This is a genomic window from Mixta tenebrionis (assembly GCF_006517625.1).
Taxonomy (GTDB): Bacteria; Pseudomonadota; Gammaproteobacteria; order Enterobacterales; family Enterobacteriaceae; genus Mixta; species Mixta tenebrionis.
Genome location: NZ_VHQI01000002.1, coordinates 386,984 through 412,053 on the forward strand (window position 1 = coordinate 386,984; position 25,070 = coordinate 412,053).

The 25,070-nt window shown below is 55.9% G+C and carries 21 protein-coding genes; 14 read left to right on the top strand and 7 right to left on the bottom strand.

Annotated features, from left to right (window positions below; all coding sequences use genetic code 11):
* Window positions 1-238 precede the first annotated feature (238 nt).
* The 3 genes from nhaA (at window position 239) to FKM52_RS04645 (ending at window position 4,002) form a co-directional block, all read left to right on the top strand.
* A complete protein-coding gene (nhaA, locus tag FKM52_RS04635) occupies window positions 239-1,390 on the top strand; it encodes a Na+/H+ antiporter NhaA (protein ID WP_141175015.1) in 1,152 nt (383 codons plus the stop codon).
* 59 nt (window positions 1,391-1,449) lie between these two features.
* A complete protein-coding gene (nhaR, locus tag FKM52_RS04640) occupies window positions 1,450-2,355 on the top strand; it encodes a transcriptional activator NhaR (RefSeq protein WP_141175016.1) in 906 nt (301 codons plus the stop codon).
* 306 nt (window positions 2,356-2,661) lie between these two features.
* The gene (locus FKM52_RS04645) at window positions 2,662-4,002 is read left to right on the top strand and encodes a ferredoxin reductase domain-containing protein (RefSeq protein ID WP_141175017.1); all 1,341 of its coding nucleotides are present in this window, start codon (window positions 2,662-2,664) and stop codon (window positions 4,000-4,002) included.
* Between the two features lie 62 nt (window positions 4,003-4,064).
* Here FKM52_RS04645 and rpsT read toward each other — a convergent pair whose 3' ends face one another.
* Window positions 4,065-4,328, bottom strand: coding sequence for a 30S ribosomal protein S20 (gene rpsT / locus FKM52_RS04650; RefSeq protein WP_141175018.1), 264 nt, complete (start codon window positions 4,326-4,328; stop codon window positions 4,065-4,067).
* Window positions 4,329-4,645: 317 nt separating this feature from the next.
* Between rpsT and ribF the strand changes: the two genes are divergently transcribed.
* From ribF to FKM52_RS04700, 10 genes are all read left to right on the top strand, one after another.
* Window positions 4,646-5,584: a bifunctional riboflavin kinase/FAD synthetase gene (gene ribF / locus FKM52_RS04655; protein ID WP_141175019.1), complete on the top strand. Its 939-nt coding sequence runs from the start codon at window positions 4,646-4,648 to the stop codon at window positions 5,582-5,584.
* Between the two features lie 27 nt (window positions 5,585-5,611).
* Window positions 5,612-8,428, top strand: a complete 2,817-nt coding sequence (gene ileS / locus FKM52_RS04660) for an isoleucine--tRNA ligase (protein ID WP_141175020.1) — start codon at window positions 5,612-5,614, stop codon at window positions 8,426-8,428.
* The gene (gene lspA / locus FKM52_RS04665; protein ID WP_141175021.1) at window positions 8,428-8,940 is read left to right on the top strand and encodes a signal peptidase II; all 513 of its coding nucleotides are present in this window, start codon (window positions 8,428-8,430) and stop codon (window positions 8,938-8,940) included. The genes ileS and lspA overlap by 1 nt, the downstream gene beginning before the upstream one ends.
* Window positions 8,937-9,392, top strand: a complete 456-nt coding sequence (gene fkpB / locus FKM52_RS04670) for an FKBP-type peptidyl-prolyl cis-trans isomerase (RefSeq protein WP_141175022.1) — start codon at window positions 8,937-8,939, stop codon at window positions 9,390-9,392. The genes lspA and fkpB overlap by 4 nt, the downstream gene beginning before the upstream one ends.
* On the top strand, window positions 9,389-10,342 hold the full coding sequence (ispH, locus tag FKM52_RS04675) for a 4-hydroxy-3-methylbut-2-enyl diphosphate reductase (RefSeq protein ID WP_141175023.1): 954 nt from the start codon (window positions 9,389-9,391) through the stop codon (window positions 10,340-10,342). The genes fkpB and ispH overlap by 4 nt, the downstream gene beginning before the upstream one ends.
* 495 nt (window positions 10,343-10,837) lie before the next feature.
* Window positions 10,838-11,128, top strand: coding sequence for a hypothetical protein (locus FKM52_RS04680; protein ID WP_181407889.1), 291 nt, complete (start codon window positions 10,838-10,840; stop codon window positions 11,126-11,128).
* A 334-nt stretch (window positions 11,129-11,462) separates the two neighbouring features.
* Complete coding sequence (gene dapB / locus FKM52_RS04685) at window positions 11,463-12,281, top strand: 4-hydroxy-tetrahydrodipicolinate reductase (protein WP_141175024.1); 819 nt, start codon at window positions 11,463-11,465, stop codon at window positions 12,279-12,281.
* Between the two features lie 468 nt (window positions 12,282-12,749).
* Window positions 12,750-13,895 (top strand): glutamine-hydrolyzing carbamoyl-phosphate synthase small subunit, encoded by a 1,146-nt coding sequence (carA, locus tag FKM52_RS04690; protein ID WP_141175025.1) that lies wholly within the window; start codon window positions 12,750-12,752, stop codon window positions 13,893-13,895.
* Window positions 13,896-13,921: 26 nt separating this feature from the next.
* Window positions 13,922-17,146 (top strand): carbamoyl-phosphate synthase large subunit, encoded by a 3,225-nt coding sequence (gene carB, locus FKM52_RS04695; protein ID WP_141175026.1) that lies wholly within the window; start codon window positions 13,922-13,924, stop codon window positions 17,144-17,146.
* Window positions 17,147-17,300: 154 nt separating this feature from the next.
* Window positions 17,301-18,437 (top strand): porin, encoded by a 1,137-nt coding sequence (locus FKM52_RS04700; protein ID WP_244316974.1) that lies wholly within the window; start codon window positions 17,301-17,303, stop codon window positions 18,435-18,437.
* A gap of 105 nt (window positions 18,438-18,542) precedes the next feature.
* Here FKM52_RS04700 and FKM52_RS04705 read toward each other — a convergent pair whose 3' ends face one another.
* Window positions 18,543-19,073, bottom strand: a complete 531-nt coding sequence (locus FKM52_RS04705) for a bactofilin family protein (RefSeq protein WP_160250768.1) — start codon at window positions 19,071-19,073, stop codon at window positions 18,543-18,545.
* A gap of 940 nt (window positions 19,074-20,013) precedes the next feature.
* Between FKM52_RS04705 and folA the strand changes: the two genes are divergently transcribed.
* Entirely contained in the window at window positions 20,014-20,499 is a 486-nt protein-coding gene (folA, locus tag FKM52_RS04710; protein ID WP_141175212.1) for a type 3 dihydrofolate reductase, read from the top strand.
* Window positions 20,500-20,674: 175 nt separating this feature from the next.
* Here the strand turns inward: folA and apaH are convergent, their stop codons facing one another.
* From apaH to surA, 5 genes are read right to left on the bottom strand one after another with little or no spacing between them, the layout of a single operon-like run.
* Window positions 20,675-21,535 (bottom strand): bis(5'-nucleosyl)-tetraphosphatase (symmetrical) ApaH, encoded by an 861-nt coding sequence (apaH, locus tag FKM52_RS04715; protein ID WP_141175029.1) that lies wholly within the window; start codon window positions 21,533-21,535, stop codon window positions 20,675-20,677.
* Between the two features lie 53 nt (window positions 21,536-21,588).
* Window positions 21,589-21,966: a Co2+/Mg2+ efflux protein ApaG gene (gene apaG / locus FKM52_RS04720; RefSeq protein WP_141175030.1), complete on the bottom strand. Its 378-nt coding sequence runs from the start codon at window positions 21,964-21,966 to the stop codon at window positions 21,589-21,591.
* A gap of 3 nt (window positions 21,967-21,969) precedes the next feature.
* Window positions 21,970-22,791: a 16S rRNA (adenine(1518)-N(6)/adenine(1519)-N(6))-dimethyltransferase RsmA gene (gene rsmA, locus FKM52_RS04725; protein ID WP_141175031.1), complete on the bottom strand. Its 822-nt coding sequence runs from the start codon at window positions 22,789-22,791 to the stop codon at window positions 21,970-21,972.
* A complete protein-coding gene (pdxA, locus tag FKM52_RS04730) occupies window positions 22,784-23,776 on the bottom strand; it encodes a 4-hydroxythreonine-4-phosphate dehydrogenase PdxA (protein WP_141175032.1) in 993 nt (330 codons plus the stop codon). The genes rsmA and pdxA overlap by 8 nt, the downstream gene beginning before the upstream one ends.
* Window positions 23,766-25,061 (bottom strand): peptidylprolyl isomerase SurA, encoded by a 1,296-nt coding sequence (surA, locus tag FKM52_RS04735; RefSeq protein ID WP_141175033.1) that lies wholly within the window; start codon window positions 25,059-25,061, stop codon window positions 23,766-23,768. Before surA ends, pdxA begins: the two co-directional genes overlap by 11 nt.
* Window positions 25,062-25,070: the final 9 nt, after the last annotated feature.

The window sequence follows — 25,070 nt, forward strand, 5'->3', positions numbered from 1 at the left end:
CTTCCTTACAGACGCCCCATCAGGGGCGTTTTTTCTTATACATAAGCCGTTTCTGCCGCCAGCTGCGTTATCGCTTTGCCGGCGCCCGACCTCAGATTGCTCTCCACCGCCCAGCGATAACTGCGTCTTCAGTTCGTTTTTTTCGAGTGATGCAAGCTATATAACCTGTTTTTACCGAATCATTAAAGCGCGTATGCTTAGCGGTAAAAGTAATTTGTTCAGGTTAAAGGAGCCTAAAATGGTTAAGCGTTTCTTCACTAGTGAAGCATCCGGCGGCATGGTGCTTATTGCGGCGGCGGCAATGGCCATGCTGCTGGCGAACCTGGCGTCAACCCAGCACCTTTATAGTTCGCTGCTGGCGATGCCGGTGGAGTTTCGCTTTGGCGAACTGCATATCAACAAAAATTTGCTGTTATGGATTAACGATGCCTTGATGGCGGTGTTCTTTCTGGCGATCGGGCTGGAAGTGAAACGTGAAATGGTTAGCGGCGCGTTAGCCAGTCGCGAAAAGGCGATGTTTCCCCTGATTGCCGCGCTCGGCGGCATGCTGGCGCCGGGGCTGATCTTTCTGCTGCTGAACGGCAGCGACGCGGCGGTGCGCAGCGGCTGGGCGGTGCCTACCGCCACGGATATCGCCTTTGCGCTCGGCGTGCTGGCGCTGCTGGGCAGCCGGGTGCCGCCGGCGCTGAAAATTTTTCTGATGGCGCTGGCGATTATTGACGATCTCGGTGCGATAGTAATTATCGCGCTGTTTTATACCCACGGCCTTTCGCTGCTGTCGCTGATTATCGCCGCCGCCGCTATTATCGTGCTGGCGCTGTTAAACCGTTTTAACGTGCGTCGCACCTCGGTGTATATGCTGGTTGGCGCCATACTGTGGATTGCGGTGTTAAAATCGGGCGTGCACGCTACGCTGGCAGGCGTTATCGTCGGCTTTTTCGTACCGCTGGCGGAAAAGCAGGGGAAATCACCCGCCAGAGCGCTGGAGCATGGCCTGCATCCCTGGGTGACCTGGCTGATACTGCCGCTGTTCGCCTTTGCCAATGCGGGCGTGGCGTTGGACGGCGTTGCGCCGGGCGATCTGTTCTCCCTGCTGCCGCTGGGGATTATTCTTGGCCTGTTTATTGGTAAGCCGCTGGGCATTACGCTTTTTTGCTGGCTGGGCATTAAGCTGGGCATCGCCAGACTACCGCAGGGCAGCAGCCTGGGAAATATCGCCGCCACGGGCGTACTGTGCGGCATAGGCTTCACCATGTCGATTTTTATCGCCTCGCTGGCCTATGGCGAGCTTGACGCCGGCCTGATGGTATTAGCCAAACTGGGAATTCTGTGCGGCTCGCTGCTGTCGGCGGTGGCCGGTTATCTGCTGCTGCGCAGCCGGTTAAATTAAGCAACGAAAAGATGTCGCGCTTCGCTGGCGCAGAGGCGAAGCGCAGGGAACCGGAAGCTATGTCACAGATTAACTACAACCACCTCTACTATTTTTGGCAGGTTTGCCGGCAGGGATCGATCGTCAGCGCGGCAGAGAAGCTGTTTCTGACGCCGCAAACCGTAACTGGTCAAATCAAGTCGTTGGAAGAGCGCCTGCAGGGCAAGCTGTTCCGGCGTCAGGGGCGGGGCGTAGTGCCCACCGAGCTGGGTCAGCTGGTGTTTCGCTACGCCGACCGCATGTTTACGCTCAGCCAGGAGATGATGGATATCGTCAACTACCGCAAAGAGTCGAACCTGCTGTTTGACGTCGGCGTAGCGGATGCGCTGTCGAAGCGGCTGGTAAGCCAGGTGCTGGAAACGGCGGTGCAGGATGAGGAGCGCATCCATCTGCGCTGTTTTGAATCCACCCATGAGATGCTGCTGGAGCAGCTTAGCCAGCACAAGCTGGATATGATTCTCTCCGACTGTCCGGTGGATTCCACCCAGCAGGAGGGCTTATTTTCAGTCAAGCTGGGCGAGTGCGGCATCAGCTTCTGGTGCACGCCGCCGCTGCCGCAGCAGCCTTTTCCCGCCTGTTTGCAGGAACGCAAGCTGCTGATCCCCGGACGGCGATCGATGCTGGGACGGCAGCTACAGCGCTGGATCAACGCTCAGGAACTACAGGTAGAGATTCTCGGCGAGTTTGACGATGCGGCGTTGATGAAAGCCTTTGGCGCCGCGAATAATGCTATTTTTATCGCCCCTACGCTGTATGGCCAGGATATCTATAACGATGAGGCTATCAGCGAGGTTGGGCGGCTGGATGAGGTAAAGGAAGAGTATTATGTCATCTTTGCCGAACGCATGATTCAACATCCGGCGGTACAGCGTATTTGCAATCATGATTTTTCGGCGTTATTTCAGCACGGGCAAAATTCTGATTAATCCGGCGCTGTTTCCGCCGCGGCTTTCCGTTTTAACGCCCGACCCAGGCGGACAGAACAGGGAGTTGTTGTTATTATTCGATCCAGTCATTGCTTAATTAATTTGGCTTTGGTTTTATTTATCCTGACGCGCAACGCCCAGGCAAAATTCTCATTTTTTCCTTAGCCATTTACTGCCATTTTACCTTTCTTTACGCTACGTGCTGTCAACTCACAACCTTGAGGACCCCATATCTCGCCGGCGCGCTGACGGTGGTGTTATGACGTCCATCCAACGGACGGAATAAGGTCATTTCAGGAGCGAAGTATGCACCACGAAAAAAATAAAACGGCGTCGGTATTAGAGGTTTCTCATTCGGGGTTAACACGGCAGCTGGCTTTGCCTGCGCTTTCTTATTATCAGATGCTGTTTATTACGGTCAGCATGATTAACTTGACCATAATGAGCTGGGCGTTTACCAGCGGCAGCTGGTGGGATAATCGCCATATTTCGTTAGCGCATTTCGGCAATATGGTAATTGCCAATCTTTGCGTTACGGTACTTATTCGCCAGCAATATTTAATCAACGCGCTGTTTCGCCTGGTCTGGCGCACGCCGACGCACTGGCCGCTGGCGCTGCGTCGTCATCTGGCGAAGGTTTACCACTTTGGCGGGCTGCATTCCGGTTGCGCTACTTTTAGCTGCGTCTGGCTGCTGCTGTTTACGCTGGCCGCCTTTTGCCAGCAGCGGGCGCAGGGCAACCTGTCGCTGCAGCTGCTGAGCGTAAACACGCTGCTGGTAGTGATACTTAGCCTGATCGCCCTGACCGCGCTGCCGCAGATCAGGCAGCGTTATCATAATCTGTTTGAGCATATGCATCGCTATGCGGGCTGGAGCTCGCTGGCGCTCTCCTGGCTGCAGGTATTGTGGTTTATTCGCGACAGCCATCACGGTGAATGGCGCTGGCAGCATATCAGCCACGCCTTCGCCTTTTGGGGGCTGGCAACCATTAGCTTCAGCATCCTGCTGCCGTGGCTACGCCTGCGGCGCGTACCGATAAAGGTACTGCGCCCTTCGGCTCACGCGGTGATTATTGAGTTTGCCCTGCCGCACGATCCTTTTCCCGGCTCAACGCTGGCTATCAGTCTGACGCCGCTGACGGAGTGGCACGCCTTTGCCAATATCCCGCTGGTTTCCCGCCCCGGCTGCCGCATGCTGATTTCACGCGCCGGCGACTGGACCGGGCGCTTTATCGATAATCCGCCGTCGCACGTCTGGTTTAAAGGTATTCCAACGCCGGGCGTCGGCAGTATGAATAAGATTTTTAACTCGGTAGTCTATGTGGCGACCGGTAGCGGCATCGGCCCACTGCTGCCGCATCTGGTGAACAATCCGCGTCCCTGCAAGCTTATCTGGTCAACGCGCAATCCGCTGGTCACCTATGGAGAGGCCTTTGTCAATGAAATCATCGCGGCGCACCCTGGCGTGCTGATTTGGGATACCGATGCGCACGGCAAGCCGGACCTGCTGCTGCTGGCCTGTCAAAAAGTCAGGGAGATTAATGCGGAGGCGGTGATCTGTATCGCTAATCGTCCGCTAACGGATTATGTGGTGGAAGGCTGCGAGGCGCAGGGCATTGCAGCTTACGGCGCAATCTGGGATTCCTGAAGCGCGGACAAAAAAAAACCGGCCTGTGGCCGGTTCTTGCAAAGCTGATTAGCAAAAGGCGATTAAGCCATTTTACCGATCTGCGCAGCCAGGTTAGCTTTATGGCGTGCAGCTTTGTTTTTGTGGATCAGACCTTTAGCAGCCTGACGGTCCACGATCGGTTGCATTTCGTTAAATGCTTTCTGTGCAGCTTCTTTATCGCCAGCTTCAACTGCTGCGTATACTTTCTTGATGAAAGTACGCATCATGGAACGACGGCTTGCGTTATGCTTGCGACGTTTCTCAGATGTTACGGCGCGTTTCTTAGCTGATTTGATATTAGCCAAGGTCCAACTCCCAAATATGTTCTATACGGACAAATCAAAGGCCGAGGACTATGCCTTTTACGCCTTATTTTGTCAATGGATTTGTGCAAATAAGCGCCGTTTTACAAACAACGCCCGGTTACGTAATTGATGGCGCAAGATTCTACCAGTTTCGCTCTGCTGAATACAGTATTTCGCAAGAAAAAAAGCGTTTGCTGCGGCGCTACGTCAGAGTTGCAAGGAAATCATTGTCAGAAAACGGGAAAGGCGCCGTAACGGGTTAACCTTGACGGTTGTACAAGGTATAATCCGCGGATTTCCACCAACTTGAGTCAGCCATGAAGTTTATACGCGGCATTCACAATCTCCGGACGCAGCATCGCGGCTGTGTGCTGACTATCGGCAATTTCGATGGCGTGCATCGCGGCCATAAGGCGCTGTTAGCCCGGCTACGCAAAGAAGGGCAGCGGCGCGGCCTGCCCGTAATGGTTATGCTTTTCGAGCCTCAGCCTCTTGAGCTGTTTGCGACCGATAAAGCGCCGGCGCGCCTGACGCGCCTGCGTGATAAACTGAAATACCTGGCGCAGGAGGGCGTCGATGCCGTGCTGTGCGTGCGCTTCGATCGTCGCTTCGCCGCCGTCAGCGCGCAAAGCTTCGTTAACGATCTGCTGGTGGATAAGCTGGGCGTACAGTTTCTCGCCGTTGGCGATGATTTCCGTTTCGGCGCTGGTCGCGAAGGGGATTTCCTGTTATTACAGAAGGCGGGCGTGGAGCATGGCTTTGACGTCATCAGCACCGAAACCTTCTGTGAAGGCGGCAAACGCATCAGCAGTACGGCGATTCGCCAGGCGCTGGCCGCAGATAATCTGGCGCTGGCCGAAACGCTGCTGGGACATCCGTTTGCCTTTTCAGGCCGGGTAGTGCACGGCGATGCGCTGGGCCGCACTATCGGCTTTCCTACGGCGAATATTCTGCTGCGGCGTATCGTCTCGCCGGTAAAAGGCGTGTATGCCGTTGAGGTTCATGGGCTAAGCGCGCAGCCGCTGCCCGGCGTGGCCAATATCGGCACGCGCCCGACGGTAGCGGGGCTGCGTCAGCAGCTGGAAGTGCATCTGCTGGATGTGACGATGAATATGTATGGCCGCCATATTGAGGTGGTGCTGCGCCAAAAAATACGTAACGAGCAGCGTTTTCCCTCGCTGGATGCGCTTAAAGAGCAAATTGCTAAAGATGTGGTGACGGCCCGCGAATTCTTTGGGCTTAAAACACCGGTGTAACAACCGAAACACGGAATCGAGAATCTGATGAGTGACTATAAATCTACCCTGAATTTGCCGGAAACGGGGTTCCCGATGCGTGGCGATCTGGCCAAACGCGAACCGGGTATGCTGCAACGCTGGTATGACGATAATCTGTACGGCATCATCCGCGAAGCCAAAAAAGGGAAAAAAACCTTTATTCTGCACGATGGCCCTCCCTATGCGAACGGCAGCATTCACATTGGTCACTCAGTCAATAAGATTCTGAAAGACATTATTATTAAGTCTAAGGGCCTCTCCGGCTTCGATTCGCCCTACGTGCCGGGCTGGGACTGCCACGGTCTGCCGATTGAGCATAAAGTTGAGCAGATGATCGGCAAGCCGGGCGAAAAAGTCAGCGCTGCGGAATTCCGTGCCGCCTGCCGAAAATATGCCGCAGAACAGGTGGCGGGACAAAAAGCGGACTTTATCCGTCTGGGCGTGCTGGGCGACTGGGAACGCCCCTATCTGACGATGGATTTCCAGACCGAAGCCAACATCATTCGCGCGCTGGGTAAAATCATCGGCAACGGTCATCTGCACAAAGGCGCGAAGCCGGTGCACTGGTGCCTCGACTGCCGCTCCGCGCTGGCGGAAGCGGAAGTGGAATATTATGACAAAACGTCGCCTTCTATCGACGTGATGTTTAACGCTACCGATGTTGCCGCCGTCGCCGCTAAGTTCGGCGCCAGCGACGTGCAGGGGCCGATCGCGCTGGTTATCTGGACCACTACGCCGTGGACCATGCCGGCTAACCGCGCTATTTCGCTGCATCCTGAATTTGAATACCAGCTGGTACAGATTGAAGGCCGCGCGCTGATTCTGGCGAAAGATCTGGTGGAAAGCGTAATGCAGCGCGCTGGCATCAGCGAGTGGACGGTGCTCGGCTCCGCTACCGGCGCGACGCTGGAGCTGATGCGTTTCCAGCATCCGTTCCTCGCCTTTGACGTGCCTGTGGTGCTGGGCGAGCACGTAACCCTGGATGCCGGTACCGGCGCGGTCCATACGGCGCCCGGCCACGGTCCGGACGACTATGTGATCGGCCAGAAATATGGCCTGGAAACCGCTAACCCGGTTGGCCCGGACGGCTGCTATCTGCCGGGAACCTTGCCTGAGCTGGACGGCGTTAACGTGTTCAAAGCGAACGATATGATCGTCACGCTGCTGCGCGACAAAGGCGCGTTGCTGCATGTGGAAAAAATGCAGCACAGCTATCCGCACTGCTGGCGTCATAAAACGCCGATCATCTTCCGGGCGACGCCGCAGTGGTTTATCAGTATGGATCAGAAAGGGCTGCGCGCGCAGTCGCTGAAAGAGATTAAAGGCGTGCAGTGGATCCCTGACTGGGGCCAGGCGCGTATTGAATCAATGGTAGAAAACCGCCCTGACTGGTGTATCTCTCGTCAGCGCACCTGGGGCGTGCCGATGGCGCTGTTCGTACATAACGAAACCGAACAGCTGCATCCTGATACGCTGGCGCTGATGGAAAAAGTAGCGCAGCGCGTTGAGCAGGACGGCATCCAGGCATGGTGGGATCTCGATCCGCGCGATCTGCTGGGCGATGATGCCGATCGTTACCGCAAAGTGCCGGATACGCTGGACGTCTGGTTCGATTCCGGATCGACCAACGCATCCGTGGTTGATGTACGCCCGGAATTCCACGGTCACAGCGCCGATATCTATCTGGAAGGTTCGGATCAGCATCGCGGCTGGTTTATGTCTTCGCTGATGATCTCCACGGCGATGAAAGGCAAAGCGCCATACCGTCAGGTGCTGACTCACGGCTTTACCGTAGACGGCCAGGGCCGCAAAATGTCCAAATCGTTGGGCAATACCGTCAGCCCGCAGGACGTGATGAATAAGCTGGGCGCGGATATCCTGCGTCTGTGGGTGGCCTCCACCGACTATTCCGGTGAAATGGCGGTTTCCGATGAGATCCTGAAACGTTCCGCCGACGCCTATCGCCGGATTCGCAACACCGCGCGCTTCCTGCTGGCTAACCTGAACGGCTTCAATCCCGAAACCGACCTGGTGAAACCGGAAGAGATGGTGGTGCTCGATCGCTGGGCGGTGGGGCGTGCGCAGGCGGCGCAGGCGGATATCATCGCCTCTTACGCTAACTATGATTTCCACGAAGTGGTGCAGCGTCTGATGCAGTTCTGCTCGGTAGAGCTGGGATCGTTTTATCTCGATATCATCAAAGATCGCCAGTACACCGCGAAAAGCGACAGCGTAGCGCGCCGCAGCTGCCAGACCGCGCTCTGGTATATCGCCGAGGCGCTGGTGCGTTGGATGGCGCCGATCATGTCCTTTACCGCCGATGAAATCTGGAGCTATCTGCCGGGTAAACGCGCGCAGTATGTCTTTACCGAAGAGTGGTTTGATGGGCTGTTCGGCCTGGCAGATAACGAAGCGCTGAACGATACTTTCTGGGCTGAGCTGCTGAAAGTACGCGGCGAAGTCAACAAGGTGATCGAGCAGGCGCGCAGCGACAAGCGCATCGGCGGATCGCTGGAAGCGACGGTAACGCTGTATGCCGATGCGGCGCTGGCTGAGAAGCTGACCGCGCTGGGCAACGAGCTGCGCTTTGTGCTGCTGACCTCCGGCGCGCAGGTAGCGGACTACGCGCTGGCGCCGGAAGAGGCGCAGCAGAGCGAAGTGCTGAAAGGTCTGAAAATTGCGTTGCACAAGGCGGAAGGCGAGAAATGTCCGCGCTGCTGGCACTACACTACCGATATTGGTCTGGACGCCGCGCACCCGGATATCTGCGGACGCTGCGTCACTAACGTAGCCGGTAACGGCGAAGAGCGTAAATTTGCCTGATGCGTAAATCTTTTTCTGCAACCGGACTGCGCTGGCTCTGGCTGGTGCTGGTGGTTATCGGCGTCGATTTCGCCAGCAAGCAATGGGTAATGAATAACCTTGCGCTGCACGAAACGATGCCGCTCATGCCGTTCTTTAATCTGTTTTATGCCCATAACTACGGGGCGGCATTCAGCTTCCTCGCCGATAAGGGCGGCTGGCAGCGCTGGTTCTTTGCCGGTATTGCTGTCGCTATCGTGGTCGCGCTGCTGGTGATGATGTATCGCACCGCCGCCAGCCAGAAACTTAACAATATCGCCTACGCGCTGATCATTGGCGGCGCGTTGGGCAACCTGTTTGATCGCGCCTGGCACGGCTTCGTGGTCGATTTTATCGACTTCTACATTGGCGGGTGGCATTTCGCCACCTTCAATATCGCCGACTGTGGTATCTGCGTCGGCGCCGCGCTAATCGTGCTGGAGGGCTTTCTGACGCCCTCCGGTAAACAGACGAAGCAAAAGGGCAAGGCATGAGCGATTCGGTTCAGCGCGATAGCGCGGTGCTGCTGCATTTCACCTTAAAGCTGGACGATGGCTCCACCGCGGAATCCACGCGCGCCAACGGTAAGCCGGCGCTGTTTCGCCTTGGCGACGGCAGTCTTTCTGCAGCGCTGGAAGCGGCGCTGCTGGGGCTGCGCGCCGGTGATAAAAAAGCGTTTACGCTGGAGCCTGAGGCGGCATTCGGCAGCGTCAGCCCCGATCTGGTGCAGTATTTCTCGCGGCGCGATTTTATGCAGACGGGAGAGCCGGAGGTGGGAGCGATTATGCTGTTTACCGGTATGGACGGCAGTGAAATGCCGGGCGTTATTCGTGAGGTTGCCGGCGATTCCATTACCGTTGATTTTAACCATCCGTTAGCAGGACGCACGGTTCACTTTGATGTGGAAGTGCTGGAAATCGATCCGGCGCTGGAGGATCAGGCATGAAAATCCTGCTGGCGAACCCGCGCGGTTTTTGCGCGGGCGTCGATCGCGCCATCAGCATCGTAGAACGCGCGCTGGAGATGTATGGCGCGCCAATCTACGTGCGTCATGAAGTGGTGCATAACCGTTATGTGGTCAATAGCCTGCGCGAGCGCGGCGCGATCTTTATTGAAGAGATTGCTGAAGTGCCGGACGGCGCGATTCTGATCTTCTCCGCTCACGGCGTATCGCAGGCGGTGCGTGCCGAAGCGAAGGCGCGTCAGCTGACTATGCTGTTTGATGCCACCTGCCCGCTGGTGACGAAAGTCCATATGGAAGTAGCGCGCGCCAGCCGCAAAGGCACCGAAGCTATTCTTATCGGCCACGCCGGGCATCCGGAAGTGGAGGGCACGATGGGGCAGTACAGCAACCCACAGGGCGGCATGTATCTGGTTGAGTCGCCGGAAGATGTTTTTAAGCTGCAGGTGAAGAACGAAAATAACCTCTGCTTTATGACGCAGACCACGCTGTCGGTGGATGATACTTCAGCGGTGATTGATGCTCTGCGCCAGCGCTTCCCGCATATTATCGGGCCACGAAAGGATGATATCTGCTACGCCACCACCAATCGTCAGGAAGCGGTACGTAGCCTGGCGGCGGCGGCGGACGTCGTGCTGGTTGTCGGTTCGAAAAATTCATCCAATTCAAACCGGCTGGCTGAGCTGGCGCAGCGCGCCGGCAAGCGTGCGCAGCTGATTGATTCCGCCGAAGATATTCAGGAAAGCTGGCTAGCCGGCATCGGCTGCGTCGGCGTGACGGCCGGCGCCTCCGCGCCCGATATTCTGGTGCAGGAAGTGGTCGAACGCCTGCGCGCATTAGGCGGTACAGAGGTTACCGAACTGAGCGGACGCGAAGAAAACATCGTTTTTGAAGTGCCGAAGGAACTGCGTCTCGAAGCGCGCCAAATCAGCTAATCCCTTTGCCCGGCGCGTTTGCGTCGGGCAGCTTACCAGCCGCCTTACCAGCATTTTTTGTTATCGCTGATTATCGCCTGCTTTATCGCTCATTAATGTTGACTTAGCGCTCACTGTTGCCGTTTTAACGCTCGCTGCTGTGTTTTTAACGCTCATCCCGGCGTTCCCATCGCTCACCTTGCCCCTCTATCGCGCGCCAGCGCCATTTGATCGCTCGCTATCGTCGCGCCCTGCATCTTTTCTCCATTACTTTTCCGTTCTTAAATCCGTTCTGTTTTCCCGTTAGTTTGTTCTTTCGGCACGCTTTTTTTAACCATAATTTATTTATGGTTACTTTGTTTTGTCTGTTTCGTTAGCTGATCGACAGGAAAATATATTTTAAAGTCAGGTTCGGGTGGTGCATGACTTTTAGGCAGAATATTTTGTCTTGTTGGATAATGTTTGACGCTGCATCACCCTTTTCAATTCTAATCATAAAGTTAAAAGGAGTTAAAAATGAGAGAGTTAAACGTAGCCGAACTGCAGCATATCAGCGGTGGATCTGAAGAAGCTATGTCCGGGGATGCAATGCTTGGCTTTGGCTTCGCTGGTCTGGCCGTTTCTATCCCGGTTATTATTGGCGGCGCCATCCTCGGCGTGCCGACGCTGGGACTGGGCTTCGGCGCTATGGCGGTAGGTATTTTCGGTACGGCGCTTTCAGGCGCAATGGCTATTTTTGGCCTGGTGACCAACATTATTGATAAAGCACGCAGCAGCCGCAACGAAGCCGCGGCGAGCGTAGAATAATTACGCGTTGCCGCTGTTAACTGGAATGCGCCGCAGCTTTTGTCGGCGCGTTCCAGCCTTACCAGGCTAACTGAGCCTGCCGCAATCCCGCCGTTATCCGCTTTATATTTCTCCCTGTTTACCAAACCCTTTGCCGTTAAACCGCCACGCCGCACGCAAGGCGTTATCCTGTCGGTTTAATAACCGTGGGACGCGGGCGCAGGCGTTATGGCTTTTACTGATGCCTGCCGCTGTTTATCATTAAATTCTAATTACCGGCGTTTTCATCTGGCGGCTTTAAGCACGGGCCGTTACTCTGGAAGCGGATGAATTTATTTAACGTAAGAGAATAATTATGCATGAGGCAGAAGTTCGCGTCGCTATTGCGGGCGCAGGTGGTCGGATGGGGCGTCAGTTAATTCAGGCGGCATTGCAGATGAAGGGCGTAACGCTGGGCGCCGCGCTGGAGCGGGAAGGATCGTCGCTGCTGGGCGTTGATGCCGGGGAACTGGCGGGCGCAGGCAAAACCGGCATTGTGGTGCAAAGCGATGCGCAGGCGGTGAAAGACGATTTTGACATCTTTATCGATTTCACGCGTCCGGAGGGAACGCTCGCGCACCTCGCATTCTGTCGACAACATGGTAAAGGCATGGTGATTGGCACTACCGGGTTTGATGAGGCCGGTAAGCGCGCCATCAGCGCAGCCGCAGCCGATATCGCTATTGTGTTTTCCGCCAATTTTAGCGTCGGGGTAAACCTGTTGCTGAAGCTGCTGGAAAAAACCGCGCAGGTGATGGGGGAGTATGCAGATATAGAAATTATTGAAGCTCACCATCGCCACAAAGTGGATGCGCCTTCCGGAACGGCGCTGGCAATGGGTGAAGCCATTGCCAGCGCCATGGACTGGAAGCTTGATGAACACGCGGTTTATGCCCGTGAAGGGCATACCGGCGAACGGCAGCCGCACACCATTGGTTTTGCTACCGTCAGGGCAGGAGATATTGTAGGAGAACATACCGCGATGTTTGCCGATATCGGTGAGCGCATTGAGCTAACGCACAAGGCCTCCAGCCGCATGACTTTCGCTAATGGCGCTATTCGCGCCGCCAGGTGGTGCGGTGCTCATAAATCAGGGTTATTTAGCATGTCTGACGTGCTTAACCTGCAGGATTAAACGGATTTCTCGCCTTTCAGTTAAAGTTAATCTGTTTAATTTATTGTATTTAAAGGGCTTTATTAAGCCCTTTTATTTTATTTGTTTTAACTGGGATTTTGGTTTTTAAGCAGGCTAAAAGCCTTATAATCTGATTTTATCTGCGAATTATCGTCGCGGCTTAAGGTAAATTTGACCATCTGGTCCACTTTTTGTGGCTTCCCTGCGCTTTTTTCACTGGTTTTTGCCAGGCAACCGTTTTTCATGGCCTCAGAATTGTCTTTTTCGTGGTGAATACTCCCCTTTCGCCCTCAGTGCGCCAAAATAAGATAAAAAAATCGCTTTTTATGGTAGACAAGCACCAGGTCGGTCATTAGAATGCGCGCAATTTGCCAAAAATCGACCGGTCAGGCGGTTTTTGCATTGATTCATCCGTGCTTTATGAATTAATATGCAAATATTATGACTGTTTATTCCCTGGAGGACGTTTTGAATAAGTCAGCGATTTTGGTTCTGGAAGACGGAACCCAATTCCACGGTCGGGCCATTGGGGCCACAGGTTCGGCAGTGGGGGAGGTAGTTTTCAATACTTCAATGACCGGTTATCAAGAAATCCTCACAGACCCTTCCTATTCCCGCCAGATCGTCACTCTCACTTATCCCCATATTGGTAATGTCGGCAGCAACGCCGCTGATGAAGAATCTTCTCAGGTACATGCTCAGGGCCTGGTGATTCGCGATCTGCCGCTTATCGCCAGCAACTACCGCAACGAAGAAGATCTCTCCTCCTGGCTGAAACGCAACAACATCGTGGCCATTGCCGATATCGATACCCGTAAATTAACCCGTCTGCTGCGCGAGAAGGGCGCTCAGAACGGCTGCATTATCGCGGGCGATAGCGCAGACGCGCAGCTGGCGCTGCAAAAAGCGCAGGCGTTTCCCGGCCTGAAAGGCATGGACCTGGCAAAAGAAGTATGCACGCGCGAAAGCTACAGCTGGCTGCAGGGCAGCTGGACGCTGGCAGGGGAGCTGCCGGCACCGAAAACAGAAGCCGAGCTGCCTTACCATGTGGTCGCTTATGATTACGGCGTAAAGCGCAATATTCTGCGGATGCTGGTGGATCGCGGCTGCCGTCTGACGGTCGTTCCCGCGCAGACGCCGGCGGAAGAGGTGCTGAAAATGAATCCGGACGGCATCTTCTTATCAAACGGCCCTGGCGACCCGGAACCTTGCGACTACGCCATCAGCGCCATCCAGCGTTTTCTGACAACGGACATCCCGGTTTTCGGCATCTGCCTGGGACACCAGCTGTTAGCGCTGGCCAGCGGCGCTAAAACGGTAAAAATGAAATTAGGCCATCACGGCGGCAACCACCCGGTGAAAGATCTCGATAACAATACCGTGATGATCACTGCGCAGAACCACGGTTTCGCCGTAGATGAACGTTCATTACCTGACAGCCTGCGCGTGACGCATATCTCCCTGTTCGACCAGACGGTACAGGGCATTCACCGCACTGACAAACCGGCGTTCAGCTTCCAGGGCCATCCTGAAGCCAGCCCCGGCCCGCATGACGCAGCGCCCCTGTTCGACCACTTTATCGAACTGATTCAAGCGGCTCGCGCCGGACAGTAACCCTTTTCAGGAAAGGAACAGAGAAAATGCCAAAACGTACCGATATAAAATCCATCCTGATTCTGGGCGCTGGTCCGATCGTTATCGGCCAGGCGTGTGAGTTCGACTACTCCGGCGCCCAGGCCTGTAAAGCGCTGCGCGAAGAGGGCTACCGCGTTATTCTGGTCAACTCCAATCCGGCGACCATCATGACCGATCCGGAAATGGCGGACGCCACCTATATAGAGCCAATCCACTGGGAAGTGGTGCGTAAAATCATTGAAAAAGAGCGTCCGGATGCGGTGCTGCCGACCATGGGCGGCCAGACCGCGCTGAACTGCGCGCTGGAGCTGGAGCGTCAGGGCGTGCTGGAAGAGTTCGGCGTTACCATGATTGGCGCCACCGCCGACGCTATCGATAAGGCGGAAGATCGCCAGCGTTTCGATAAGGCGATGAAGAAGATCGGCCTGGAAACGGCGCGCTCCGGTATCGCGCATACCATGGAAGAGGCGCTGAAGGTGGCGGAAGATGTCGGCTTCCCATGTATCATTCGCCCTTCCTTTACTATGGGCGGCTCCGGCGGCGGCATCGCTTACAACCGCGAAGAGTTTGAAGAGATTTGCGAGCGCGGCCTCGATCTTTCTCCGACTAAAGAGCTGCTGATTGATGAATCGCTGATCGGCTGGAAAGAGTATGAGATGGAGGTGGTGCGCGATAAAAATGATAACTGCATCATCGTCTGCTCTATCGAAAACTTCGATCCGATGGGCATTCATACCGGCGACTCGATCACCGTTGCGCCAGCGCAGACGCTGACGGACAAAGAATATCAAATCATGCGTAACGCCTCGATGGCGGTGCTGCGTGAGATCGGCGTGGAAACCGGCGGCTCCAACGTGCAGTTTGCGGTAAATCCGAAAAACGGCCGCCTGATCATTATCGAAATGAACCCGCGCGTCTCGCGCTCCTCTGCGCTGGCCTCAAAAGCGACCGGCTTCCCGATAGCCAAGGTGGCGGCGAAGCTGGCGGTGGGCTATACGCTTGATGAGCTGATGAACGATATCACCGGTGGACGTACGCCTGCCTCGTTCGAGCCCTCTATCGACTATGTCGTTACCAAGATCCCGCGCTTTAACTTCGAAAAATTTGCCGGCGCCAACGATCGCCTGACTACCCAGATGAAATCGGTAGGCGAAGTGATGGCGATTGGCCGCACGCTGCAGGAATCAATGCAGAAAGCGCTGCGCGGGCTGGAAGTGGGCGCTAACGGCTTCGATCCGAAAGTTAATCTTGACGATGCCGACGCGCTGACGCGCATTCGCCGCGAGCTGAAAGACGCCGGCGCCGAGCGTATCTGGTACGTGGCCGACGCGTTTCGCGCCGGTCTGTCGGTAGATGGCGTTTTCAACCTCACCAATATCGATCGCTGGTTCCTGGTACAGATTGAAGAGCTGGTGCGCCTTGAAGAGCGCGTGGCGCAGGAAGGCGTCAACGGCCTCAACGCTGATTTCCTGCGCGCTCTGAAGCGCAAAGGCTTTGCCGATGCGCGTCTGGCGCAGCTGGCCGGCGTCAGCGAAGTGGAAATCCGCAAGTTGCGTCAGCAGTACCAGCTGCATCCGGTTTACAAGCGCGTGGATACCTGCGCCGCAGAGTTTGCTACCGATACCGCCTATATGTACTCCACCTATGAGGAGGAGTGTGAAGCCAACCCGAACCAGGATCGCGAGAAGATTATGGTGCTGGGCGGCGGGCCGAACCGTATCGGCCAGGGTATCGAATTTGACTACTGCTGCGTACACGCCGCGCTGGCATTGCGCGAAGATGGTTACGAAACCATCATGGTCAACTGCAACCCGGAAACCGTTTCTACCGACTACGATACCTCCGACCGTCTCTACTTCGAACCGGTGACGCTGGAAGATGTGCTGGAAATCGTGCGTATCGAACAGCCGAAAGGCGTGATCGTGCAGTATGGCGGGCAGACGCCGCTGAAGCTGGCGCGTGCGCTGGAAGCGGCGGGCGTACCGGTTATCGGCACCAGCCCGGACGCCATCGACCGCGCGGAAGACCGTGAGCGCTTCCAGCAGGCGGTTGAGCGCCTCGGCCTGAAGCAGCCGGCTAACGCCACGGTGACCGCGCTGGATCAGGCGGTGCAGCGTGCGGTAGAAATCGGCTATCCGCTGGTGGTGCGTCCTTCCTACGTGCTGGGCGGACGGGCGATGGAAATCGTCTACGACGAGCAGGATCTTAAGCGCTACTTCCAGACCGCGGTTTCGGTTTCCAACGATGCGCCGGTGCTGCTGGATCGCTTCCTTGATGATGCGGTGGAAGTGGATGTCGATGCAATCTGCGACGGCGAACGCGTGCTGATTGGCGGCATTATGGAGCATATCGAACAGGCTGGCGTTCACTCCGGCGACTCTGCCTGTTCGCTGCCTGCCTATACGCTGAACAACGATATCCAGAACGTGATGCGTCAGCAGGTAGAAAAACTGGCCTTTGAGCTCTGCGTGCGCGGCCTGATGAACGTACAGTTTGCGGTGAAAGATAATGAGGTTTACCTGATTGAGGTTAACCCGCGCGCCGCGCGTACCGTGCCTTTCGTTTCGAAAGCGACCGGCGTGCCGCTGGCGAAAGTGGCCGCGCGCGTTATGGCGGGCAAATCGCTGGCGGAGCAGGGCGTTACCGAAGAGGTGATTCCGCCTTATTACTCCGTGAAAGAGGTGGTGCTGCCGTTCAATAAGTTCCCTGGCGTAGACCCGATTCTGGGGCCGGAAATGCGCTCCACCGGTGAAGTAATGGGCGTTGGTCGCACCTTCGCCGAAGCGTTTGCTAAGGCGATGCTCGGTTCGCAGTCCAATATGAAGAAGCAGGGGCGCGCACTGCTGTCGGTACGCGAAGGCGATAAAAAACGGGTGGTTGATCTTGCCGCCAAGCTGCTGAAGTATGGCTTCGAGCTGGATGCCACCCACGGCACGGCGGTGGTGCTGGGCGAGGCGGGCATCAATCCGCGCCTGGTGAATAAGGTGCATGAAGGGCGTCCGCATATCCAGGATCGTCTGAAAAACGGTGAGTACAGCTATATCGTCAATACCACCGCCGGACGCCAGGCGATTGAAGATTCCCGCGTGATCCGCCGCAGCGCGCTGCAGTATAAAGTACACTACGACACCACGCTGAACGGCGGTTTCGCTACGGCGATGGCGCTGAATGCCGATCCCACGGAACAGGTTATTTCCGTGCAGGAAATGCATGCAAAAATAAACCGTTAAATATATTCTCTTTTCAACCGATAACGGCTCCTCAGGGAGCCGTTTTTTTATGGCTGTCGGCAGGCGCTTTCAGGGGCCTGGCCTGCTCCCCGACGGCGCAAAAATATCGCGCTGAGCTATCCATAACGTTCTGAGAATATTAATGAAACTAACAATGTGCGCTGTTTCCCGTTATTTTGGCGTTGGCCTGCTGGCCGCGCTGCCTTTTGCCAGTCAGGCAGAAATTACCCTGATCAAACCGGCCGCGGAGCCGGGTGATGCGTTAAGCCGTCTGAAGTTTGCCGTCGGCGGCAGCATCCGTCCGCAGTTTAATAACGTTACCGGCGACAGCGATCGCGGCTCTTATAAACGTAACGGCTTTGATGGCGGCACGCGTTTCCGCTTTGGCGCTGAATATTATCTGACGCAGGATATCAGCTGGCTGGGCTACTACGAGCTGGGCGTTAATATTCCGGCGCTGTTTAACTGGGATAATCACTACGCCGAAGGCGCGCGCGATACCTCGCGCCGTCAGCTCTATACCGGTTTCAAAAGCCAGCGCTGGGGCCAGCTGACGTTTGGGCAGCAGAACAGCGTTTATTATGATGTGGTGGGCGCTAAAACCGATATCTGGGATTACGATATGCTGGCCCAGGCGTCCGGCATCGGCATTAACGGCGATTATGACGGCAGCTACCGCGCGCGTAAGCAGCTGAAATATAAAAACAGCTTTGGCGACGCCGATATTTATGCCGCCTGGCTGCTGGAAGATACTGAATACCTGCCGGGCAACGGCCTGCGCTATAAGCGTCAGGGCGGCGGATCGCTGGGCGTGGATTACCATCTGACGCCGAATGTTACCTGGGGCACGGCGTGGAACTATACCCGTGCTGAAATGCGCAATCCGGGCAGCGGCGACAGCAAAGGCTACGACCAGAATATTATCGGCACGGCGCTGAGCTGGAAGCCGGATAACTGGACGCTGGCCGTCGGCGGCGGCTGGTATCAGAACTTTTCGCCCAGCAAAAAGCGCAGCGTTGATCACTATTTTGCCAGCGAAGCCTGGGGCGTAGAGTATTACCTCGGCTACAGCATTCCGGTCCAGCGCTACGCGCTGAAATCGGTGCAGCCTTATGTGATGGGCGATCGTCTGGAATATACCAGCGGGCGTGATTACCAGCGTATTGATAACGGCGTGGGCGTAACGTTACAGCTGGATTACGGCTTCCGTATCGACTACGAGCACGTCTTTACTTCCAGCAGCGACGACCTCGGCGATATGAATCTGGTTCGCCTGCGTTACGATTTCTGATAACGGCGCGCGGCTAAGTGAAAGATACGGCCTGAAGGCAGCGTATGCCTTCAGGCCGATAATTTTCGGTAGGCCGGCGCGTCGGGGCGTCATGGCGCGGGCGCGTTATTTTTTCGCCAGCTTGCTCTCTTTCTTCTCTTCCGACGTTAGCGACGATTCGCTGGCGGCAGAGGAAGCGGTCAGGCCGATAACGTTGGTTTTGATGGCGCTTTTACGAGAGGTATCCGCGCTGCCGACAAATATACCGCCTTTTTTCACCGACAGCGCTTCATAATTCAGCGTGCCATGTATGTTGGCGTGTTCATCAATATCAATTGATTGCGCCTTACATTCGCCCTGTACGTTGCCGTTAATAATCAATTCAAGACAGGTAATATTGCCGTTCACCAGGCCGTTTCTCATCACTTTTACCAGCCCGTCTTTAACGGTGATATTACCCTGCACCTCACCGTAAACATATACCTGACCCACTGCCGTAATGTTCCCTTCGAAGCAGACATCGCGGGCGACCACGGTATTGCTTATTTTTTCCTGCGGCTGAGGCGCATCGAAATCAACCTTTTCAACCGGCATCGTAAGCGGGGCGATTTCCTTCTCCGTGGCAACTTCTGCTGGTTTGTTTTGTTTTCTGAACATGCGAAAAACCTTCCGTTGTAATACATAAAGTAAAAATGAACCTGCTGCCAGCAGACCTAAAATCACTGTCCATGTGGAAGAATAGAAACTGGTTATCAATCCCAGGAACCAGAAGCAAAGTCCAGTATTAAAAAAAACGTATTGCCTGTCCATCTTGGCTTTACCAGGGCTCCATATGCTGTGTAAAAAGGAGTGAATAACCCGGATCGGTTTCCACATCTGTGTGGATAGATAATATTTTCTTCAGTAGCATCAGCTTGAAAAAGCAGGGCTGTTTATATTTCAGAGGTATTGCGTTTTCGATCCGATATGTTTAATAATTTGTTCTTAATTAGTAAAAGATACCTCCCGCAAATAATAGGTTGATTCTTATCCCTGACCAGTTTTGCGCTAAACGTTTTTCCAGCAGCGAGAGGGCGTTCCTGTATAAAGGGAACCGTGGAATGATCAAAGGCTCAGCCCGTAAAATTATCGTTATTTCGTCTCAGGAATCAAGCCGGGTTTTCTCTTTTTACTGCGGAATAACCAGCGCTAATGTTATATAAAAGTTATCTTCAGAGGTTATATATCAGCATAAATTAATTGGCGGATATTAATTTATGGGATAATTGATATTAACCGGCGATATAACGCCTGCCTTGTACGTAATTTAACGCCGGGCGGGCAGGGCATTTTCTTGCGGTGCGCAGAAGAAGCGCGCAGTTTTACTGCTATAGCGGTATCTTCCGGGGGGGTTACCGACAGAACTGCGACTTTTGCTATCGCTTTCCCGTTTCATACTGCGCCGTTATATCGTCTCGCCTGCTGCCGGCAAAGACGGCCCCCAGGCCTGGCGGCGTGCTTTAACAACCTTTACGTAAATCCCTTCATCAGCCTATCGACGAAAGTTTCACCTTTCCGTATGATGGCGCCAGTTTTACACCCTGTAGAGTAACCTATGATGATAAGCCTGATAGCGGCTTTAGCAGCCGATCGCGTTATTGGGATGGAAAACGCCATGCCGTGGGACCTGCCTGCGGATCTGGCGTGGTTTAAGCGCAACACGTTAAACAAACCGGTAGTGATGGGACGCCTGACCTGGGAGTCAATCGGACGTCCGCTGCCGGGACGCCACAATATCGTGGTCAGCAGCCAGCCAGACCCGAAAACGGCAGGCGTAACCTGGGTAGGTTCGCTGGAGCAGGCGCTGACGGCGGCGGGCGATGCGGAAGAGATTATGGTGATCGGCGGCGGACGCATTTACGAGCAGATGCTCGATCGCGCCGATCGGCTTTACCTGACGCATATTGATGCGGAAGTGGAAGGGGATACCCATTTCCCTGACTATGAGCCGGATGAGTGGCAGTCGGTATTTAGCGAATTCCACGACGCCGATAACAAGAACTCCCACAGCTACTGTTTTGAAATCCTTGAGCGCCGTCGCTAATGGCGTGCTGAAGACCCTTTTCGCGGCCCTGTTCAGCAGGGCTGTTTATTTATCTTCCCGCCTTTTTCTGCGCCGCCGGCGCGATAAGCAGCAAGGTCAGTTTTTGAACCGATTTGCCCGTAAGCCAGCGCAGAAAAGCGCGGCGGGATAGTTTCGTTGACTGCCGCCGTAGCGGCTATGAGCGTACGGCGGTGGACGAGATTTCTCCGTCGCTGACGCTCTGCAGGCGGTTGGACGGCTGAATAAACAGCTGGCGATCCTCCCAGCGCAGCATGGTGAGCGTGCCGCCCCAGCAGCAGCCGGTATCCAGCGCGATAACCCCTTCCGGCGTTCCTTTCCCTTCCAGCGAAGCCCAGTGGCCGAAGATGATGGTATAGTCGCGCGCTACCGGGCCGGCAATATCGAACCAGGGCTTGAGCGGCGGTGGGGCAGAGCCGGGCGCCTCTTTACAGATCATATCCAGCTGCCCGTTGGGAAAGCAGTAGCGCATACGCGTCAGCGCGTTGGTGCTGAAACGCAGGCGCGCCAGCCCGGTCAGCTCCGGCGTCCAGTTGTTAGGCATATCGCCATACATCGCGTTGAGGAACAAGGGATAGCTGTCGCTTGCCAATACTGATTCCACCTCGCGCGCGCACATCTGCGCGGTGGCGATATCCCACTGCGGCGTAATGCCCGCATGCGCCATCACCAGCTTTTTCTCTTCATCCACCTGCAGCAGCGGCTGTCGACGCAGCCAGTTAATCAGCTCATCAACGTCGGGCGCTTCCAGCAGCGGCGTAATACGATCCTTCGGCTTATTGCGGCTGATGCCGGCGTATACCGCTAACAGATGCAGGTCATGATTGCCCAGCACGATACGCGCCGCCCCGCCCAGTGAACGCACATAGCGCAGCACCTCCAGCGAGCCGGGGCCGCGCGCCACCAGATCGCCGGTGAGCCACAGCGTATCTTTTTCAGCGTCAAAGGCGACCTGCTGCAACAGAGACTGCATTTCATCGTAGCAGCCGTGGATGTCGCCAATCAGATATGTACTCATGAATTCGTTACCCGGATAAGAAACGGCAAACCCGGCCGCAGCCGGGTTGTTCATCAATGAATGCGCGAGGGAACCGCGAGGCGGAAAACCGGTATATCAACGTAAAACTGCTCGCCCCGATCGTCAATCATCACGTAATGACCCTGCATGGTGCCCATCGGGGTTTCCAGCACCGCGCCGCTGGTGTACTGATACTCATCCCCCGGCGCGATATGCGGCTGCTCGCCGATCACGCCATCTCCCTGAACTTCCGTCTCGCGTCCGTTGCCGTTGGTGATTAACCAGTAGCGGCTTAGCAGCTGCACGTTGTCTCGCCCCAGATTGCGGATAGTAATGGTATAAGCGAACACGTAGCGATCTTCATCCGGGGCAGATTGCGATTCGACGTAAAAACTTTGTACCTGAACACACACTCGGGACGATTCATTCATCTGTTAACTCTCCTGCGTCTCAGGATGCGCAGTTAACCAGTTTGCTAACTGACAATATTGCGCGACGGTGACGTTTTCCGCCCGCAGGCTGCCATCAACGCCCAGGCTTTCCATTACTTCGGCGCTGAACAGATGGCCGAGGCTGTTGCGCAGCGTTTTCCGCCGTTTACCGAAGGCTTCCATCGTGATGCGGCTCAGCGCGCGCACATCGGCTACCGGATTTGGCTGCGTAGCATGCGGCACCAGACGGACTACGGCGGAATCAACTTTCGGCGCTGGCGTAAAGGATTCCGGCGGAACTTCCAGTACCGGGATGACCTGGCAATAATATTGCGCCATTACGCTCAGACGCCCGTAGGCTTTACTGTTTGGCCCGGCCACCAGGCGGTTGACCACCTCTTTTTGCAGCATAAAGTGCATATCTTTGATCGCATCAGTATAGCTGAAAAGGTGGAACATCAACGGCGTAGAGATATTGTAGGGCAGGTTGCCGAAGACGCGCAGCGGCTGGCCTTTCTCCGCGGCGAGACGGGAGAAATCGAAAGTCATGGCATCCTGCTGGTAGATAGTCAGCTTTGGCCCAAGAAACGGATGCGTTTGCAAACGCGCGGCCAGATCGCGATCCAGCTCAATAACGGTCAGCGCATCGAGACGTTCGCCCACGGGTTCGGTCAGGGCGCCGAGGCCGGGGCCGATTTCCACCATCGCCTCGCCGGGCTGGGGATGGATAGCCGCAACGATGCTGTCGATAATGTAGGTGTCGTTAAGGAAGTTTTGTCCGAAACGTTTGCGGGCGAAGTGCCCCTGGTGGACGCGATTATTCATTGACTTCTTTGATCATAGTAATGGCGAGATTAAGCGCCGTAATAAAGCTTCCCGCATCGGCGTTGCCCTGACCGGCCAGTTCCAGCGCGGTGCCGTGGTCAACGGAGGTACGGATAAAAGGCAGGCCAAGGGTAATATTTACCGCGCGGCCAAAGCCCTGGTATTTTAGCACCGGCAGGCCCTGATCATGATACATCGCCAGCACCGCATCGGCCTGCTGCAGATATTTCGGCTGGAACAGCGTATCCGCCGGCAGCGGGCCGGTCAGCCGCATTCCCTGCTGGCGTAGCTTATCCAGCGCCGGAATGATGGTATCAATCTCTTCGCGGCCCATATGTCCGCCTTCGCCCGCGTGCGGGTTCAGCCCGCACACCAGAATATGCGGCCGGGCGATGCCGAACTTACGCTGCAAATCCTGATGCAGAATGGTGATTACCTCATGCAGGCTTGCTTCGGTAATAGCGTCTGATACCGCTTTTAACGGCAGATGCGTAGTCGCCAGCGCCACGCGCAACGTTTCGGTCGCCAGCATCATTACTACGCGCTCGCAGGCGGCGCGCTCGGCGAAAAACTCGGTGTGGCCGCTGAAGGAGATGCCGGCGTCGTTAATAACGCCTTTATGCACCGGGCCGGTAATCAGCGCGGCGAACTCTCCGCTCAGGCAGCCGTCGCAGGCGCGGGTAAGCGTATCCAGCACATAGCGGCTGTTGGCTACCGCAAGCTCGCCTGCGGCAACCGGCGCCGCCAGCGCTACCGGCAGAATGGTAAGCGTGCCCGCTCGCTGCGGCCGGGCCGGCGCATCTGGCTGATATTCATCGAGAGAGAGAGGCAGGCCGAGGCGCTGCGCGCGTTCAGCGAGCAGCCGGGGCGAAGCGCAGACCACCAGTTCAACCGGCCAGTCACGCTGCGCCAGCTGTATTGCCACATCAGGACCAATCCCGGCGGGTTCGCCGGGAGTGATAACTACGCGGGTATTACTGAGCATTGGCATCCAGAATCTTAACGTAGGCGCTGGCGCGCTGTTCCTGCATCCAGGTTTGCGCTTCTTCCGCAAACTTGCGATTGAACAACAGACGATAAGCGCGCTCTTTCTGCGCCGCGTCGGTTTTATCAACTTTACGCGTATCCAGCAGCTGGATCAGGTGCCAACCGAAGGAGGAGTGTACCGGCTGGCTGGTTTCGCCTTTATTCAGGCGCAGCAGCGCATCGCGGAAAGCCGGATCGTAGATTTCCGGCGAGTTCCAGCCCAGATCGCCGCCCTGGTTGGCCGAGCCGGGATCGTCGGAGAACTGTTTCGCCGCGGCGGCGAAGCTGAGTTTGCCGCTTTTAATATCGCTGGCGATCTGCATCATTTTCTGACGAGCCTGGGCATCGGTCAGAATCGGCGATGGTTTCAGCAGGATATGACGCGCATGAACCTCGGTAACGGAGATATTCTGGCTTTCGCCGCGCAGGTCATTCACTTTCAGGATATGAAAGCCGACGCCGGAGCGAACCGGGCCGACGATATCGCCTTTTTTAGCGGTGCTGAGCGCCTGGGCGAACAGCGTCGGCAGCTCTTCGATTTTACCCCAGCCCATATTACCGCCCTGCAGCGCCTGCGGATCGGCGGAATAGGTGACCGCCAGCTTGCCGAAGTCCGCGCCGCCGCGCAGCTCGCCAACCAGCTGTTTCGCCAGTTTTTCCTGCTCGTCAACCTGCTGCTGCGATGGGTTTTCCGGCAGCGCCAGCAGAATATGGCTGATATTCAGTTCGGTGCCCTGCGAGTTTTGCGCGCCCATCTGCGTGGCCAGCGTATCGACTTCCTGCGGCAGGATGGTGACGCGACGGCGCACTTCATTGTTACGCACTTCCGCTATCTGCATCTCTTTGCGGATCTGCTCACGATAGGCGTTGTAGTTTACGCCATCGTACGCCAGACGGCTGCGCATTTGATCCATCGTCATGCGGTTCTGCGCGGCGATGTTGCCGATCGCCTGATCCAGCTGCTGATCGGTGATCTGCACGCCCATCTGCTTGCCCATTTGCAGAATAATGTTGTCCATTACCAGACGTTCGACAATCTGATGACGCAGTGTACGATCGTCGGGCAGCTGCTGTCCGGCCTGCTGCGCCTGCGCTTTTACCGAGCGCATCATGCCGTCAACGTCACTTTCCAGCACGACGCCGTTGTTGACCACGGCGGCGACTTTATCAACTACCTGCGGGGCTGCGATCGCGGTGTTGGCGGCCAGCGCCACACCCAGTATCAGCATTCTCCAGTTCTTCATACGTTTTCC

Bases quoted from the DNA above. Each gene is read 5' to 3' on its own strand.
- nhaA (WP_141175015.1), top strand. From the start codon at position 239: ATGGTTAAGCGTTTCTTCACTAGTGAAGCATCCGGCGGCATGGTGCTT.
- nhaR (WP_141175016.1), top strand. From the start codon at position 1,450: ATGTCACAGATTAACTACAACCACCTCTACTATTTTTGGCAGGTTTGC.
- FKM52_RS04645 (WP_141175017.1), top strand. From the start codon at position 2,662: ATGCACCACGAAAAAAATAAAACGGCGTCGGTATTAGAGGTTTCTCAT.
- ribF (WP_141175019.1), top strand. From the start codon at position 4,646: ATGAAGTTTATACGCGGCATTCACAATCTCCGGACGCAGCATCGCGGC.
- ileS (WP_141175020.1), top strand. From the start codon at position 5,612: ATGAGTGACTATAAATCTACCCTGAATTTGCCGGAAACGGGGTTCCCG.
- lspA (WP_141175021.1), top strand. From the start codon at position 8,428: ATGCGTAAATCTTTTTCTGCAACCGGACTGCGCTGGCTCTGGCTGGTG.
- fkpB (WP_141175022.1), top strand. From the start codon at position 8,937: ATGAGCGATTCGGTTCAGCGCGATAGCGCGGTGCTGCTGCATTTCACC.
- ispH (WP_141175023.1), top strand. From the start codon at position 9,389: ATGAAAATCCTGCTGGCGAACCCGCGCGGTTTTTGCGCGGGCGTCGAT.
- FKM52_RS04680 (WP_181407889.1), top strand. From the start codon at position 10,838: ATGAGAGAGTTAAACGTAGCCGAACTGCAGCATATCAGCGGTGGATCT.
- dapB (WP_141175024.1), top strand. From the start codon at position 11,463: ATGCATGAGGCAGAAGTTCGCGTCGCTATTGCGGGCGCAGGTGGTCGG.
- carB (WP_141175026.1), top strand. From the start codon at position 13,922: ATGCCAAAACGTACCGATATAAAATCCATCCTGATTCTGGGCGCTGGT.
- FKM52_RS04700 (WP_244316974.1), top strand. From the start codon at position 17,301: ATGTGCGCTGTTTCCCGTTATTTTGGCGTTGGCCTGCTGGCCGCGCTG.
- FKM52_RS04705 (WP_160250768.1), bottom strand. From the start codon at position 19,073: ATGTTCAGAAAACAAAACAAACCAGCAGAAGTTGCCACGGAGAAGGAA.
- folA (WP_141175212.1), top strand. From the start codon at position 20,014: ATGATAAGCCTGATAGCGGCTTTAGCAGCCGATCGCGTTATTGGGATG.
- apaH (WP_141175029.1), bottom strand. From the start codon at position 21,535: ATGAGTACATATCTGATTGGCGACATCCACGGCTGCTACGATGAAATG.
- apaG (WP_141175030.1), bottom strand. From the start codon at position 21,966: ATGAATGAATCGTCCCGAGTGTGTGTTCAGGTACAAAGTTTTTACGTC.
- rsmA (WP_141175031.1), bottom strand. From the start codon at position 22,791: ATGAATAATCGCGTCCACCAGGGGCACTTCGCCCGCAAACGTTTCGGA.
- pdxA (WP_141175032.1), bottom strand. From the start codon at position 23,776: ATGCTCAGTAATACCCGCGTAGTTATCACTCCCGGCGAACCCGCCGGG.
- surA (WP_141175033.1), bottom strand. From the start codon at position 25,061: ATGAAGAACTGGAGAATGCTGATACTGGGTGTGGCGCTGGCCGCCAAC.